This is a genomic window from Streptomyces nymphaeiformis (genome assembly GCF_014203895.1).
GTDB lineage: Bacteria > Actinomycetota > Actinomycetes > Streptomycetales > Streptomycetaceae > Streptomyces > Streptomyces nymphaeiformis.
This window is the reverse complement of sequence record NZ_JACHJY010000004.1, coordinates 743,630-758,359: the sequence shown is the minus strand read 5'-3', so window position 1 is coordinate 758,359 and position 14,730 is coordinate 743,630. Positions and strand designations below refer to the sequence as shown.

The following is a 14,730-nucleotide window of genomic DNA, read 5'->3' as shown; positions in this document are numbered from 1 at the left end:
GGGCCCTTCCGGCGGTTCCGACTCTATCAGATCCTTTCGGCGTCTGATTCCCAGTCAGCGGGGTTTGTCTTTCCGGCTGTTCGGCCGTTCCGACGTCTCAAACTCTAGCGGGTTTCCCTGGCAACTCATAATCGAGTCTTTCGAAATGAATTTCGGCATGCCGAAATTCGTCCCGGTGGGGAGTCCGTGCTGAGTAAGAGGTGCCGCATCTGCGGCGGGAGTGGTTGTCGAAGAACCGTTCCGGCTCCGTGACAACTCGGAGAACACTACGCATCCAGTAGGGGCGTGTCAACCCCCGCCCGGTGCGTCAGTCGAGGTCCGTCAGACGGCCGCCGGCGTCCGGCTGGGTGAGCTCCACGCGGCGGAGCAGGCGGATCAGCGCGTCGCCCAGGGCGCCCCTCTCCTCCGAGCTCAGGTCCTGGAGGAGCTCCTCCTCGAAGTCGGTGGCCATGCGCATGGCCTCCAGCCACTTCGTACGGCCTTCGTCCGTCAGCTCGACGATCACGCGGACCCGGTTGTTCTCGTCCCGGTCGCGGGTGACCAGGCCCTCGCCCGCCATGCGGTCGATGCGGTGGGTCATCGCGGCCGGGGTGAGGCCGAGGCGCTTGGCCAGCTCGCCGGGGCCGAGGCGATAGGGGGCGCCGGCGAGCACGAGGGTCTTGAGGACCTCCCACTCCGCGTTGCTGATGCCGAGGTCGGAGAGCTGGCGGCCGTACGCCACGTTCATCCGGCGGTTCAGCCGGCCGAGGGCGGAGACGACCTTCTCCACCTGCGGGTCGAGGTCGCGGTACTCGCGCTGATACGCGGCGATCTGCTCGTCGAGGCTCGGCTCCTGGGGAGCGGTGTCGGACATGCGGCGAGTATCCCACGGGCTTGGTTGGCGTTGAAGTCCTTCAGTGTGTACTGTTAAGGCGTTAACTTTAGCGTTGAAGTCTTCAGGGTTCAGACGTACAGATCTGAACCCGCGACCGAAGTGGGTGAGTGTGACCAAGGCGAGGGGCGCAGCGATGCGCCGCATCCAGGCAGGCAGCGCGCTGAGCGCGTTCGGACTCGGCTTCACCGTCCCGTACTTCTATGTGTACGTGGCGCAGGTGCGGGATCTGGGCGCGGCGACGGCGGGAATCGTGCTGGCCGTCTTCGCCATGGCCGCACTGGTGGTGCTGCCCTTCAGCGGGCGGGCCATCGACCGGCGCGGGCCCGTGCCCGTCCTCCTGGTGGCCTCGGTCCTCGCGTCCGTGGGCGCGGTGGCGATGGGCTTCGCGTCCAGCGTGCCGGCGGCCGTGGGGGCCGCGGTGCTGCTGGGTGCCGGTACGGCCGTGATGCAGCCGGCCCTCGCCACGATGATCGTCTGGTGCTCAGCGCCCGCCGGTCGCACGCGGGCCTTCGCGATGCAGTTCTTCCTGCAGAACCTCGGCCTCGGTATCGGTGGTCTGATCGGCGGTCTGCTGGTCGACACGAGCCGGCCGGGCAGCTTCATCCTGCTGTTCTCGATCGAGGCGGCGATGTTCCTGGTGCTCGCCGCGGTCGTCGGGACGGTCCGGATGCCGGGCTCCCCCGCGCTGCAGGGCACCCGGCCGTCCGAGGGCGCCAAGGGCGGCGGTCTCCGGGCGCTGCTCGGGCACAAGGCGATGGTGCAGCTGTGCGTCCTCGGCTTCGTGCTGTTCTTCGCCTGCTACGGGCAGTTCGAGTCGGGTCTCGCCGCGTACGGCACGGAGGCCGCCGGCATCCAGCCGTCGACGCTCGGGATCGCCCTCGCCGCGAACACGGCGGTGATCGTGGTCGCCCAGTTCGTGGTGCTGCGGTTCGTCGAGCGCCGGAAGCGGACCCGGGTGATCGCGGCCGTGGGTCTGATCTGGGCCGTGGCCTGGATGGTCGCCGGGTACGCGGGCCTCGGGCACGGCAGCCAGGCCATGGCGACGGCTGCCTTCATCTCCACGTACGCCCTCTTCGGGCTCGGTGAGGCGATGCTGTCGCCGACCGTGGCCCCGCTGGTGGCCGATCTGGCGCCGGAGTCGATGGTCGGGTCGTACAACTCGGCCTTCGCCCTGGTGAAGCAGCTGGCGCTGGCCGTCGGTCCGGCCGTGGGCGGGCCCATGGGGGCCGCGCTGCACGGGCCGTACATCGTGACCTTCGTGCTCTTCTCGCTCGGGATCACGTTCCTGGCGGTCCGGCTCGGCCGGCAGCTCACCCCCGAGCAGGACCAGCCTTCGCTGGCGGTCAAGCCGTCGAAGGTGGTCGCCCGGCACGAGCCGGCCCGCGAGAGCGAGACCGCTGCCGCCTAGACCGGGTCAGTCCGGCAGGGCGAACTCGCACCACACCGCTTTGCCGCCGCCGGGCGTGCGGCGGCTTCCCCAGGACGAGGCGATCGTCGCGATGATCGAGATACCGCGACCCGCCTCGTCCTCCGTTTCCGCCCTGCGGCGGCGCGGCAGGTGGTCGTCGCCGTCCGTGACCTCGATGATCAGGCGCCGGTCGGTACGTCTCAGGCGCAGGCGCATGGGCGGGGTGCCGTGCTGGAGGGAGTTCGCCACGAGCTCGCTGGTGGCGAGGACGCCCAGGTCGCGCAGCTCGACCGGGAACCGCCAGGACGACAGGACCCCGGAGGCGAACGCACGCGCGCGGGGGGCCGCCTCCACGCCGCCGAGCAGCTCCAGGGCGGCGTTGTGGAAGAGCTCGGCGTCCGCGCCCTTGCGGGAGGGGTGCTGGACGACCAGGACGGCGACGTCGTCGTCGTGCTCGGCGGTCACCCCGAGGGCCCGCAGGAGCCGGTCGCAGACCACCTGCGGGGTGCCGGCGGCGCCGGCCAGGGCGCGGGCCAGGGCTTCGACGCCCTCGTCGATGTCCTCGCGGCGGCGCTCGACGAGACCGTCCGTGTAGAGGACGGCGGTGGAGCCGGGCGGCAGGGCGATGGAGCCCGAGGCGTGCAGCCAGCCGCCGGTGCCCAGCGGCGGTCCGGTCGGGTCCTCGGCGCGCCGGACGGTGCCGTCCTCGTCCCGTACGAGGATCGGGAGGTGGCCGGCGGAGGCGTACACCAGCTTGCCCTCGTTGGGGTCGTGGATCGCGTACACACAGGTGGCGATCTGGCTGGCGTCGATCTCGGCGGCGAGGCCGTCGAGGAGCTGGAGGACCTCGTGCGGGGGCAGGTCCAGGCGCGCGTAGGCCCGGACGGCGGTGCGGAGCTGGCCCATGACGGCGGCGGCGCGCACGCCGCGGCCCATGACGTCGCCGATGACGAGCGCGGTGCGGCCCGCGCCGAGGGTGATCACGTCGTACCAGTCGCCGCCGACGGCCGCGTCCGCGACGCCCGGCTGGTAGGTGGCGGCGATCCGCAGGTCGTCGGGCTGCTCCAGCTCCTGCGGGAGCAGGGAGCGCTGGAGGGTGACGGCGGTCTCGCGGTGCCTGCGCTCGCTGGCCCGGAGCCGCTCGGCGGCCTCGGCGTGGTCGGTGACGTCGGCCGCGTGGACGAGGACGCCGCCGCCGTCGAGGCGGGGGCTGTCGACGGGCAGGCACGTGACCGTGTACGAGCCGCCGTCCTTGGTCTTGCGGGACTTGACCGTGCGGGGCTTTCCGCTGCGCAGCACCTGGTCCATGAGGGGCAGCAGGCCGAGCTCCTCGGCCTCCGGGCAGGTGTCGGCGACGGTGGCGCCTGCGGCGCGCGGGCCGAACGCGGCGGCGTACGCGTCGTTCACGTACGCGATGCGGTGCTCCGGGCCGTACACGAGGGCGACGAGGCCGGGGAGACGGCCGAGCAGCTCCCGTACGGAGAAGTCCTCCAGGGCGGGGACGTCGGCGGCCTCTTCTGCGAGGTGCTCCAACTGCTGACCGTACTCACCGCGGGCGGCGGGCACGGAACCTTCGGTCCCCCGCGCCGCGCGGCGCTGCGTGCCGGGGAGCCGGGCGCTCCAACGGGTGAAGTTCACGGATTTGTATGCCTCGTGGTGTCGGTGCCGTGCAGAGTCACGCTGTGCAGGTGTGAGCCCACCTATGGTCACACGTCCAGTGTGGACGAGTGCACTGACAGTGATGTCAGGACTGCGGCTTGTCGCCGTCGCCGGGCGGTGGCGCCGCGGCGAGTTCGAACTCGGCCCTGGGGTGTTCCAGGGAGCCGAGGGAGACGATCTCCCGTTTGAACAGGCCGGACAAGGTCCATTCGGCGAGGACCCTGGCCTTGCGGTTGAAGGTCGGGACCCGGCTGAGGTGATAGGCGCGGTGCATGAACCAGGCCGGATAGCCCTTGAGCTTGCGTCCGTAGACGTGGGCGACCCCCTTGTGCAGGCCGAGGGAGGCGACGGAGCCCACGTACGCGTGCGCGTACTCCTTGAGCGGCTGCCCGCGCAGGGAGGCCGCGACGTTCTCGGCGAGGACCTTGGCCTGGCGGACGGCGTGCTGGGCGTTGGGCGCGCACTCCTTGCCCGGTTCCTCCGACGTCACGTCGGGGACGGCGGCGGCGTCGCCGGCCGCCCAGGCGTGCTCGGCGCCGTCGACGGCGAGCTGCGGGGTGCAGCGGAGCCTTCCGCGTTCGTTCAGCGGCAGGTCGGTGGCGGCGAGGACGGGCGCGGGCTTGACGCCGGCGGTCCAGACGACCGTACGGGTGGGCAGGCGGGTGCCGTCGCTGAGGACGGCGACCCGGTCCTCGCAGGACTCCAGGCGGGTCTCCAGGCGCACGTCGATGTTCCGGCCGCGCAGCTCGCGGATCGCGTACCGGCCCATGTCCTCGCCGACCTCGGGGAGGATCCGGTCGGAGGCCTCGACGAGGACCCAGCGCAGGTCCTCGGGCTTGATGTTGTGGTAGTACCGCGCGGTGTAGCGGGCCATGTCCTCCAGCTCCGCGAGGGCCTCCACGCCCGCGTAGCCGCCGCCGACGAAGACGAAGGTGAGGGCGGCGTCGCGGATCGCGGGGTCGCGGGTGGAGGAGGCGATGTCCATCTGCTCGATGACGTGGTTGCGCAGGCCGATGGCCTCCTCGACGGTCTTGAAGCCGATGCCGTGGTCGGCCAGGCCGGGGACCGGGAGGGTGCGGGAGACCGAGCCGGGCGCGATGACCAGCTCGTCGTACGTCATCTCGACGCTGCCGGTGCCCTCCTCCTCGGTGGCGAGGGTGATGAGGGTCGCGGTGCGCTTGGCGTGGTCGACGGAGCGGACCTCGCCGATGACGACGCGGCAGCGGTCGAGGACCCGGCGGAGCGGGACGACGACGTGGCGCGGGGAGATGGAGCCGGCCGCGGCCTCCGGGAGGAACGGCTGGTACGTCATGTACGGCTCGGGGGTGACCACCACGATCTCGGCGGTGCCGGCTCTGAGCTCGGCACTGAGCTGCCGCTGGAGGCGCAGCGCGGTGTACATGCCGACGTAGCCACCGCCGACCACGAGAATGCGCGCAGGTTCGGTCACTGTCCCATGACGCACCCCCGTCCGTGGTTTGTCCACAGGCTCGGCAAATTGTGTGACCGGAGGGGTACGGAGGCGCGGGGTGGCGCGTGGTGAGCGCGTGACGGAATCGGTGCAGGTCAGGGTCGGTGAGACCGGTTCGGAGAGGGGTCGGAATCGGGAGTCTTCCGGGCCTTGCTCCGATCGGGGGGCGCACCGTACGGAACTCCCCCTTCTGAATTGACCCCGACTCAACTATGTTCGTACTTCATCGGGGTGTCGGATCCGAGCGCGCGTGGACCGAAGCGCTCGTCCGCCGGAGGCCCCGTGTCAGGGCGGGGAGTCTCCGGGGGGAGACATCATGAGCGGGGGAACGCTTATGCAGATTCAGGATTCGCGGTGGCAGTCGGGCGCCGGGACGGCGACCGTCGTCGACGGGCACGCCCCGGGGACGGCCGAGCCGCGCAATGGCACGGTGGCGGGCGGCAGGTCCGCGCCGCTGCGGGTGGACGCCCAGCGCAATCTGGAGCACGTGCTCCGGGCCGCCCGTGAGGTGTTCGGCGAGCTCGGCTACGGCGCTCCGATGGAGGACGTGGCGCGCCGCGCCCGCGTCGGCGTCGGCACCGTCTACCGCCGCTTCCCCAGCAAGGACGTGCTGGTGCGGCGCATAGCCGAGGAGGAGACCTCCCGGCTGACCGAGCAGGCGCGGGCCGCGCTGGGCCAGGAGGAGGAGCCGTGGTCGGCGCTCTCCCGGTTCCTGCGGACCTCGGTCGCTTCCGGTGCGGGTCGTCTCCTGCCGCCGCAGGTGCTGCGCGTGGGTGTGGACGAGTCCGGTGCGCCGCTCGTCGCGGACGACGCGGACGACGCGGCCCGGGTGCCGTACCAGCGGGGTGTCGCCGAGCCGGGCGACACCCGTGTGGTCGCGCCGCGCCAGGTGCCCGCCGACGAGCGGGACGACGCGGGGGCCTCGGAGCTCCTGGAGGTCGTGGGCCGGCTGGTCGACCGGGCGCGTGAGGCGGGTGAGCTGCGGACGGACGTGACCGTGGCGGACGTCCTGCTCGTCATCGCCACCGCCGCGCCGGCCCTGCCGGACGCCGTGCAGCAGGCGGCGGCCTCGGCGAGGCTCCTCGACATCCTTCTCGAGGGCCTGCGCTCCCGGTAGGACCCGTCCGGCTGTTGTCACCGGGGCAGGTGTTCCTCGTGGTCCGGGCGGACCCATGAGCTTTGCACGAACGTGTGAGCGGTTACGCCCGGATACATGAACTCGCCCCGGACGAGTGGTAAGTGGACGCGGCGCTTCGGCATGCCCGCGCTCTGTGGCACGCTTGGCCGGTATTCGGTCCGAGCGTGCGTACGGGGGCTTCCGCGATGAGCGGTGACAGTCGGGACGATCCGCTGGGCAGCGGCGGCGGCGCGGAGACCGGGGACCTTCCCTCCCGGCAGGTGCCGAGCCAGGGCGGACCGGGGGGCTCGTCGGGAGCGCCTGGAGCGCCGGCCGTGCCGCACGCCGAGCCGCTCGACGCGAGCGTGCCGCAGCAGCGCGAGGGCAAGCCCGCCGGGGCGAGACCCGCGGACGCGGGTGCTGTCGCGGGTGGAGCCGCCTCGGATGGAGCCAACGCGGGTGGGGCCGCCTCGGGTGGGGCCGTCGCGTTCGACGCCTCCGGGAGCGAGGGCGTCGGCGGTGACCCCGAGGCCGACGAGCCCGACACCGTGCTCCCACCGCCGCGCGAACTGCCGCCCTCCGACGCCGAGCTCGTCCAGCTCATGCGGGACGGCGACGGCACCGCGTACGAGGAGCTGTTCCGCCGCCACTCCGACGCCGTCCGCCGGTACGCCAGGACCTGCTGCCGCGACGCGCACACCGCCGACGACCTCACCGCCGAGGTCTTCGCCCGCACCCTCCAGGCCGTGCGCGGCGGCGCCGGGCCCGAACAGGCCGTGCGCGCCTACCTCATGACCACCGTCCGGCGGGTAGCCGCCAACTGGGCCAGGACCCAGAAGCGCGAGCACCTCGTCGAGGACTTCGCCGTGTTCGCCGCGGACGCCGCCCGGTCCTCCGAGGTCGCCGACCACGACACGATGGACCTCGGCGCGGACGTCCGCGCGATGCACGAGGCCGAGCAGTCCCTCGCCATGCAGGCCTTCCGTTCGCTGCCCGAGCGCTGGCAGGCCGTGCTGTGGCACACCACCGTCGAGGAGGAGTCCCCGAGCGAGGTCGCCCCGCTCTTCGGACTGACCGCCAACGCCACCGCCGTGCTCGCCAGCCGGGCCCGCGAGGGCCTCAAGCAGGCCTACCTCCAGGCGCACGTCAGCCAGTCCCTCACCGCCGGCGGCGACTGCGCCCGCTACGCGGACCGGCTCGGCGCCTACGCGCGCGGCGGGCTGCGGATGCGGGCCGAGCGCGGCCTGCGCAAGCACCTGGACGAATGCGCCAAGTGCCGGCTCGCCGCCGGTGAGCTGGCCCATGTGAACGCCGGGATCCCCGCGCTCCTGCCGGTCGCCGTCATCGGCTGGTTCGCCGCCGGGTACTCGCTCAAGGCCGCCGGTGTCGTCGCCGGCGGCACCGCCGCCGCGGCCGGTGCGGGCGCGGCGGCCGCCGCCACCGGGTCCTCCGGGGGAGCCGCCTCGGGCGGTGCCGCCGCCGAGGGGCTCGGCGCGCCCGCGAAGGCCGGCATCGCGGCGGCCATAGCGGTCGCCGCGGCCGCCGGGCTCGTCTGGGCCATGGCCGGGGACCCGCAGCAGCCCGTGGCCGCGCCCAAGCCCGCCCAGCCGGTCGTCACCCCGATCGCGCCGGAGCCCGCGCCGCCGTCCCCGAAGCCGAAGCCCGCGCCGCCGGCCCCGCCCGTCGCCTCCGAGCCTCCGGCGCCCACGCCGCCGCCTCCCCCGAAGCCGAGCCCTAAGGCGACGCCGAAGCCCACGCCCAGGCCGACGCCTCCGCCCGCCCCGAAGCCGACGCCCAAGCCCACGCCCACGCCGACGCCCACGCCGTCCCCCACGCCGAAGCCCAAGCCCGCGCCGCCGTCCGTCTACCAGGTCAACGAGCTGCAGTACGGGGTCTTCGGCGACGGCACCAAGCCCGAGGTGTCCCTCTCGGACAGCAGCTGGATGTGGCAGCGGAACAACGTGGCCATCAACGGCACCACGTACGCGCACGGGGTCAGCGTCCACGCGCCGTCCTCGCTGCTCATCGACCTCAACCGGCAGTGCACGCGGTACGACGCGACCGTCGGCGTCGACGACCTGAGCGCCCAGCTCGGCGTCGGCGGCGTCCGCTTCTCCGTCTACGGGGACGGGCGTCGGATCTGGCGCTCCGAGGTCGTCCGGGCGGGCGACCCGCCGCTCCCCGTGCGGATCGACCTCACCGGGCTCTCCACGATCCGGCTCGTGGTGGAGGACCACACGCCGTTCGGCCGGGCCGCGGTCGCCGACTGGGCGGAGTCCCGGATCAGCTGCTCCTGACGGTCGCGTCCGCCCGCGCGGCGACGGGCTCGGCGAGGGCGAGGACCTCGTCGAGACCGAGCCCGGAACCGGCGGCGCGGGCGGCTTCCAGGCCCGACGCGCCGAGCTCGGCGAGCCCCAGGGCGGTCACGGACTCGCTGTCCCGCAGCTCGGGCACCGAGCGGGGCGTGTCCCGGCGCCGGTGGTCGGCGGCCGCCATGACCCGTACGGCGAGCTCGGCCTCGCCCGCCTCGGCGAGCGTGATGGCGAGCCCCTCCGTCAGGCCGTTGGTGATGAAGTCCGCGCACTGGGCGTCCCGCGCGGTGCGGAGCGCGTCGAGGGCCGTGGCGACGGCGGCCGCGCCCTTGCCCTCGTACGCCTCGACGCGGGCGCCGATCCCCCTCACCGCCGCCTCGAAGTGCGGCGGCGGGGTGCCGATCGAGACCGTACGGCCCGCCTCCTCCAGCTGGGCGCGGGCCTCCCTGATGTCGCGGCGGTCGAGGGCGAAGCCGGCCCGGAGGAAGCAGACGTACGCCTGGGTGTCCCGTACGTGGTGGCGATCGGCCTCCCGCGCGGCCTCGTCGAGGGTCCGCTCGGCGGTCTCCACGTCGCCGGTGCGGTAGGACAGTTCAGCGAGTCGGGCGAGGAGGAACGGGGCCTCGGCATGGGCGCCGACCTCGCGGGCGAGCCCGAGGGCCTCCTCGTACGCCTCGCCCGCCGCCGCGTGCCGGCCGCGCATCGTGTGCGCCTCGCCGGCCGCGCTCGCGATCTGGGCGCCCATCCAGCGGTCGCCGACGCGGCGGGCGAGGTCGCGGAGTTCGGCCAGGGCCTCGTCGACGCCGGGCATGCCGCCGGGCATGTCGACGATCATGTGCGTCCGGAACATGAGGGTGACGCCGAGCTCCCAGTCGCCGCCGTACCGGCGGCAGGTGTCGACGGCGGTGTCGAGGAGGGCGCGGACCACGGCCGGTTCCTCGGTGAGGACCGCGGTGAACGGCCAGAGCAGGCCGGGGAAGCGGGCCGACTCGGGGCCGGGCTCCGCGCCGAACGCGTCGCGCACGCGCCGGACCAGCGCGAGGGTCTCCGGTTCCTTGAAGTCGCCCATCGTGGTGCTCTCCACCGCGAGGAAGAAGTGCAGCATGCGCAGGTGCATGCGGGGCCAGTGGCGGGGGTCGGCGGGATCGGACGGGTCCTCGCCGAGGGCGAGCGCGCGCTCGACCCAGGCCAGGCCCTCGGGGCGGTAGTTCCGCAGCCACCAGAACCAGCCCATGGCGAAGACGAGCCGGAGGGCGGCGGCCTCGTCGGGGGCGGTGACGAGGGTGCGGTGGAAGGCGGCGCGGATGTTGTCGAGGTCGCGTTCGAGCCGGTCGATCCAGGGGAGCTGCTCGGCCGAGCGGAGCCGGGGCTCGGCGGTCTCGGCCAGGGCCGTGAAGTGGGCGGTGTGGGCGGCCTCGGCGGCGGCGAGCAGCTCGGGGTCCTCGGCGGCGCGCTCGGTCGCGTACTCGTGGATGGTCTCCAGGAGCCGGTAGCGCATCTCGCCGCCCTCGGTGGGGGTGGCGACGACGAGGGACTTGTCGACCAGGGCCCCGAGGACGTCGGCGGCACCCGGGGAGAGGGCCTCGGCGGCGGCCAGGTCCCAGCCTCCGGCGAAGACCGACACCTGGCGGAGCAGTGCGCGCTCGGCCGGGTCGAGGAGGTCCCAGGACCAGTCGACGACGGCGCGGAGGGTCTGCTGGCGGGGCAGGACGGTCCGCGAGCCGGAGGTGAGCAGGAGGAACCGGTCGTCGAGGCGGTCGGCTATCTGGCGCGGGGTGAGGAGGCGCAGCCGGGCGGCGGCCAGTTCGATGGCGAGCGGCAGGCCGTCGAGGCGGCGGCAGATCTCGTCGACGGCCTCGCCGCCGTCCCGGACGAGGTCGAAGGAGGGGCGCACGGTGCGGGCCCGCTCGGCGAAGAGGCGGTGGGCGGGGTCGGGCGGAAGGGGCTCGACGGGGCGGACCGACTCGCCGGGGACGCCGAGGGGTTCCCGGCTGGTGGCGAGGATGCGCAGGTCCGGGCAGTGGGTGAGGAGGGTCTCGGCGAGGGCGGCGGCCGCGTCGATGACGTGCTCGCAGTTGTCGAGGACCAGGAGCAGCGGGCGGCGGGCCAGGTGCTCGACGAGATGGGCGGTGGGGTCGTCCTGGAGCGGGACGCCGTCGCGGGTGAGGTTGATCTCGCGGAGGCGGAGGGCGGAGAGGACGGCGCCGGGGAGGGCGTCGGGGTCGTCGAGCGGGGCGAGTTCGGCGATCCAGGCGGCGGGGCCGACGGCCCGGAGCGCGGCCTCCTCGGCGAGCCGCGTCTTGCCGGAACCGCCGGGTCCGGTGAGCGTCACGAGCCGGGAGCGGGTCAGGTCGGCGTCGAGCGCGGCGAGTTCTGGCTCGCGCCCGACGAAGGAGGTGAGGCGCGGCCGGATGTTGCCGGCCCCGGCGGTGGGCGGCTCGGGGGCGCGTACGGGCGGGGGCGGGACGGCTCCGGCGAGGAGTTCCCGGTGGAGGGCGGTGAGTTCGGGGCCGGGGTCGGCGCCGAGGGCGTCCGCGAGGGTGCGGCGGGCCGACTCGTACGCGGTGAGGGCGTCGGCGTGCCGGCCCTCGGCCCGCAGGGCGCGGATGAGCTGGGCGCGGAAGGCCTCGTCGTACGGGTGCGTGGTGATGAGCTCGGTCAGCTCCGGTACGAGTCCGTCGGTGGCGCCCCGGCGCAGATCGGCCTCGACGCGCTGGCGGAGCGCCGCGAGCCGCTGCGCCTCGGGCCGGACGCCCGCCGGGTCGGGCAGGTCGGCGAGGGCGGGGCCCCGGAAGAGGCCGAGGGCCTCGCGGAGGAGGGCGGCTGCGGTGTCGGGGTCGCCGGCGTCGAGGCGGGCGGCGCCGTCCCTGGCCCGGCGCTGGAACACGTACAGGTCGATGTCGTCGGGGCCGGCGGCGAGCCGGTACCCGGGGCCGGGGGTGGAGGCGACGGCCTCCCGGCCGAGGATCCGCCGGAGCCGGCCGACGAGGGCCTGGAGGGCGGCGGGTGCGTCCTGCGGCGGATCGTCCCCGTACACGTCGTCGGCGAGCTCGCCGACGGACACGGCCCGTCCGCCGCGCAGCGCGAGCGCGGCGAGCAGCGCGCGCAGCCGGGCCCCGCCGAGGGGAAGCGGGCTGCCGTCGGGCCGGAGGGCCTCGGTGGTGCCGAGGATGAGATACCGCACCGCCCCATTGTGGCGGGCGGTCGGGCCGTACGCCTCGGGGTTTACCCCGGTGGGTCCCCGAGGTCCGGCCTTCGGAGCGCGTCGCCGTCCGGCTCACCGGGCGGGACCTCAAGCCGGCAGTGATCTCCTCGACGGCGGGATCAGGGGCCCCTGGACCGCGCGGTGGGAGCGGGGGGCCGCTGTGGTGTCGGTCCAGCAGGAGCCCCGGCGGGCCAGGAGGCGGCGGAGCCAGAGTTCGGTGGAGACCAGGTCGGCGAGGCCGTCGAGGGGGACGGGGGCGCCGTCGGCCGCCGCGCGGAGCGCCTTGCGGACGACGCGCGCGTCGATCAGGCCCGCGTCCGCGAGGAGCGGTGCGTCGAAGAGGGCGATGAGCTGCGGGAGCGCGGCACGCAGGCCCGCGCGCGTGGCGGCGGCCGGGACGGCCGGGTGGGGGGCGCCCCAGCCGGCGGGGACGTCGTGGACGCCGGCGCCGGAGAGGACCGTGCGCAGGACCCCGGCCCGGGCGTCCGGCTGGACGCGGAGCGATTCGGGGAGGTCGCGGCAGGCCCGTACGACCTGGTTGTCGAGGAAGGGGGCGTGCAGGCGCTGGCCCCGGATCTCGGCGGCCTGCTCCAGGACCCGGTGGTCGGCCGCCGCGCGCGCGAGGGCGGCACGCGCGCGTGCCTCACCGGGGCGCTGGACGGCGGCCGGGAGGGTCGCCGCCCGGTTCAGGCGAACCGATACTTCGGCCAGGGCCTCGCCCGTCAGCCAGCGCGCCGCCGGTCCCGGCCGCGACCAGGCGAGGGCCGAGAGCGAGGCCTCCAGGGGCCCGAAGCCGTCCGTGGCCGTGCGGTTCGCCTCCAGGACCCGCCGGGCCGCCGCCTCCAGACCCGTCCGGTACGGGGTGCGGGCCAGCTTCCGCGCCGCCCGGTACACGGTCAGCGGCACCAGGAGCGACCCCGCCGACGGGCCCGACGCCTTGGCGAGCGCCGTCACCGGACGCACCAGGGAGCGGCGCCTGCGGTCCATCAGGAGGTCGGCGAGGCGCGCCGGGTGCGCGTCCAGGACCTGCTTCGCGCCCATCCCGGTGAAGTGGTCGGCGCTGCCGCCCGCGAGCCTCCTGCGGTGCCGCTCGGCCGTGACGAGCGCGGGCCCCGGCTCGTCGGTGAGCGGCCCGTCGAGGGACGCGTACGGCAGGGCCTCCTCGCCGCCCGCGACGACGACGTGGTGCAGCCGGGGGTCGGCCGCTATCGCCCGGGCCCGCTCCAGCTCGGCCGTGCGGCGCGCGCCGGCCCGCGTCGCCAGGTCGTTGAACGTGACGGCGAGCAGCCGCTCCCCCGCGCCCGTGCCGTGCCCGGTGACCGTGCCCGGCACCCCCGGGAGGCCCGCCGCGAGCAGCGCGAGCGTGCCGGAGGCGCTGCCGCCGGACAGGTCGGCTCCGATGCCCGGCGCGGGGCCCGCGCCCCGGGCGGCGCGCCGGTCGGCCGGGCCCATGCCGGGGACCGGGCCGGGGTCGGGGAGCGGGGTCTCGGGTGCGTGCCGGGGGGCGGTGAGCCGGGCCCGTACGGCCTCGACGAGGGCGTCCCGCACCCCTTCGACGGCCTGCCGGGGGTCGGCCTCGGGCGCCGCGACGGCGAGCGAGGCCACCTGCTCGTAGCCGGTGATCTCGCGCGAGCCCTCCCGCAGGATCAGCGCGTGGCCCGGCGGCACCCGCCGCACCCCCTCGTACGGGGTGGAGTCGCGCAGCGCCTCCGGGGTCTCGGGGCAGGCGAGCAGGGCGGCGAGGTGGCCGATGTCGAGCTGGGCCTCGACGAGGTCGGCGAGCGGCAGGGCGGCGGTGGCGTACGCGGTGCCGCCCGCCCACGAGGTGTGGAACACCGGGCGGGCGCCCGCGAGGTCACCGGTGACGGTGACGCGGCGGCCGGTCTTCACGACGGCGGTGTAGCTGCCGGGCCAGGCGGTCAGGTGCCGCAGCGCGCCCCCGCGCGCGGTGAGCAGGCCGATCCGCAGCTCCTCGTCGCTCGCGGCGCAGCAGCCGAGGACGGCGAGGCGGGTCCGGTCGTCGACGGCGACCACGCGCACCTCGTCGGGGCGCCAGTCACCGACCGCCCAGAGCGGATCGGGGTCGCCCCACAGGAGTTGTGCGCCCACGGGTTGCACCGTGCGCCCCTCGGCCGCACGGTCGGGGCCGGGGGCGTATCCCGGGTCGTATCCGGGGTCGTACGGAGAGCCGGAGGCGTACGAGGGGCCGGGGCCCGAGCCGTACGCGCCGTGTGCCGGTCCCGCGCGGCCCCCCGCGGTCGTTGCGAAGCTCGCCGCGACACTGCTCCAGCCCACCAGCCATCGCATCGGCGCCTCCACATCCGTTTCGGTGGAGGACATGCTGCCACGACAACGGCGCACGGGGCGGGGTCCGGGTGCACGCGCGCCAAAGCCGAATGCGCCCCTGGCATGGGCCAGTTGATGATCGGCGGCGCACCGGCGTCATTCGGCCAAATATCGATCCCCGTCAGAGGTTTGGAGCGGCGCCGGGCGGCTCGCCGGACACCGGCAGCCCGGGAGGCGCTCCCGCCTCCCGGTGCCGTCCGCCGCCCGCGGGGAATGGGGCGGCGGTGTCCCCCAGCCCACTGGTCCGGGACACCGCTCCCGGCCGAGCGGGCCGACCCACGCGGAACTCATGGAAGCGCTCCCCCGCCGGCCGGACGAGAGCGCACGGCCGGGCGCAC

At 74.9% G+C, this 14,730-nt stretch carries 8 protein-coding genes; 3 read left to right on the top strand and 5 right to left on the bottom strand.

All coding sequences use genetic code 11. The features are described 5' to 3' along the window. Window positions 1-307: 307 nt before the first annotated feature. Complete coding sequence (locus tag GGE06_RS17605; protein ID WP_184931217.1) at window positions 308-853, bottom strand: MarR family winged helix-turn-helix transcriptional regulator; 546 nt, start codon at window positions 851-853, stop codon at window positions 308-310. A 154-nt stretch (window positions 854-1,007) separates the two neighbouring features. On the opposite strand from GGE06_RS17605, the gene GGE06_RS17600 reads away from it, so the two are divergent. Continuing rightward, window positions 1,008-2,282, top strand: coding sequence for an MFS transporter (locus GGE06_RS17600; RefSeq protein WP_116159787.1), 1,275 nt, complete (start codon window positions 1,008-1,010; stop codon window positions 2,280-2,282). A gap of 6 nt (window positions 2,283-2,288) precedes the next feature. Here the strand turns inward: GGE06_RS17600 and GGE06_RS17595 are convergent, their stop codons facing one another. Continuing rightward, window positions 2,289-3,920 (bottom strand): ATP-binding SpoIIE family protein phosphatase, encoded by a 1,632-nt coding sequence (locus GGE06_RS17595; RefSeq protein ID WP_116159788.1) that lies wholly within the window; start codon window positions 3,918-3,920, stop codon window positions 2,289-2,291. A gap of 106 nt (window positions 3,921-4,026) precedes the next feature. Next, window positions 4,027-5,391, bottom strand: a complete 1,365-nt coding sequence (locus GGE06_RS17590; protein WP_116159789.1) for an NAD(P)/FAD-dependent oxidoreductase — start codon at window positions 5,389-5,391, stop codon at window positions 4,027-4,029. Between the two features lie 355 nt (window positions 5,392-5,746). Here GGE06_RS17590 and GGE06_RS17585 point away from each other — a divergent pair, with 355 nt between their 5' ends. Beyond that, window positions 5,747-6,529 carry a TetR/AcrR family transcriptional regulator gene (locus GGE06_RS17585; protein ID WP_116159790.1) on the top strand — a complete coding sequence of 261 codons (783 nt, stop codon included), beginning with the start codon at window positions 5,747-5,749 and terminating at the stop codon, window positions 6,527-6,529. 206 nt (window positions 6,530-6,735) lie between these two features. Beyond that, the gene (locus GGE06_RS17580; protein WP_184931216.1) at window positions 6,736-8,826 is read left to right on the top strand and encodes a sigma-70 family RNA polymerase sigma factor; all 2,091 of its coding nucleotides are present in this window, start codon (window positions 6,736-6,738) and stop codon (window positions 8,824-8,826) included. Here GGE06_RS17580 and GGE06_RS43435 read toward each other — a convergent pair. Then, window positions 8,813-12,025 carry an ATP-binding protein gene (locus GGE06_RS43435; protein WP_184931215.1) on the bottom strand — a complete coding sequence of 1,071 codons (3,213 nt, stop codon included), beginning with the start codon at window positions 12,023-12,025 and terminating at the stop codon, window positions 8,813-8,815. The genes GGE06_RS17580 and GGE06_RS43435 overlap by 14 nt on opposite strands. Before the next feature lie 108 nt (window positions 12,026-12,133). Beyond that, window positions 12,134-14,353, bottom strand: a complete 2,220-nt coding sequence (locus tag GGE06_RS17570) for an asparagine synthase-related protein (RefSeq protein WP_116159793.1) — start codon at window positions 14,351-14,353, stop codon at window positions 12,134-12,136. Window positions 14,354-14,730 lie beyond the last annotated feature (377 nt).

Bases quoted from the DNA above. Each gene is read 5' to 3' on its own strand.
- GGE06_RS17605 (WP_184931217.1), bottom strand. From the start codon at position 853: ATGTCCGACACCGCTCCCCAGGAGCCGAGCCTCGACGAGCAGATCGCC.
- GGE06_RS17600 (WP_116159787.1), top strand. From the start codon at position 1,008: ATGCGCCGCATCCAGGCAGGCAGCGCGCTGAGCGCGTTCGGACTCGGC.
- GGE06_RS17585 (WP_116159790.1), top strand. From the start codon at position 5,747: ATGCAGATTCAGGATTCGCGGTGGCAGTCGGGCGCCGGGACGGCGACC.
- GGE06_RS17580 (WP_184931216.1), top strand. From the start codon at position 6,736: ATGAGCGGTGACAGTCGGGACGATCCGCTGGGCAGCGGCGGCGGCGCG.
- GGE06_RS17570 (WP_116159793.1), bottom strand. From the start codon at position 14,353: ATGCGATGGCTGGTGGGCTGGAGCAGTGTCGCGGCGAGCTTCGCAACG.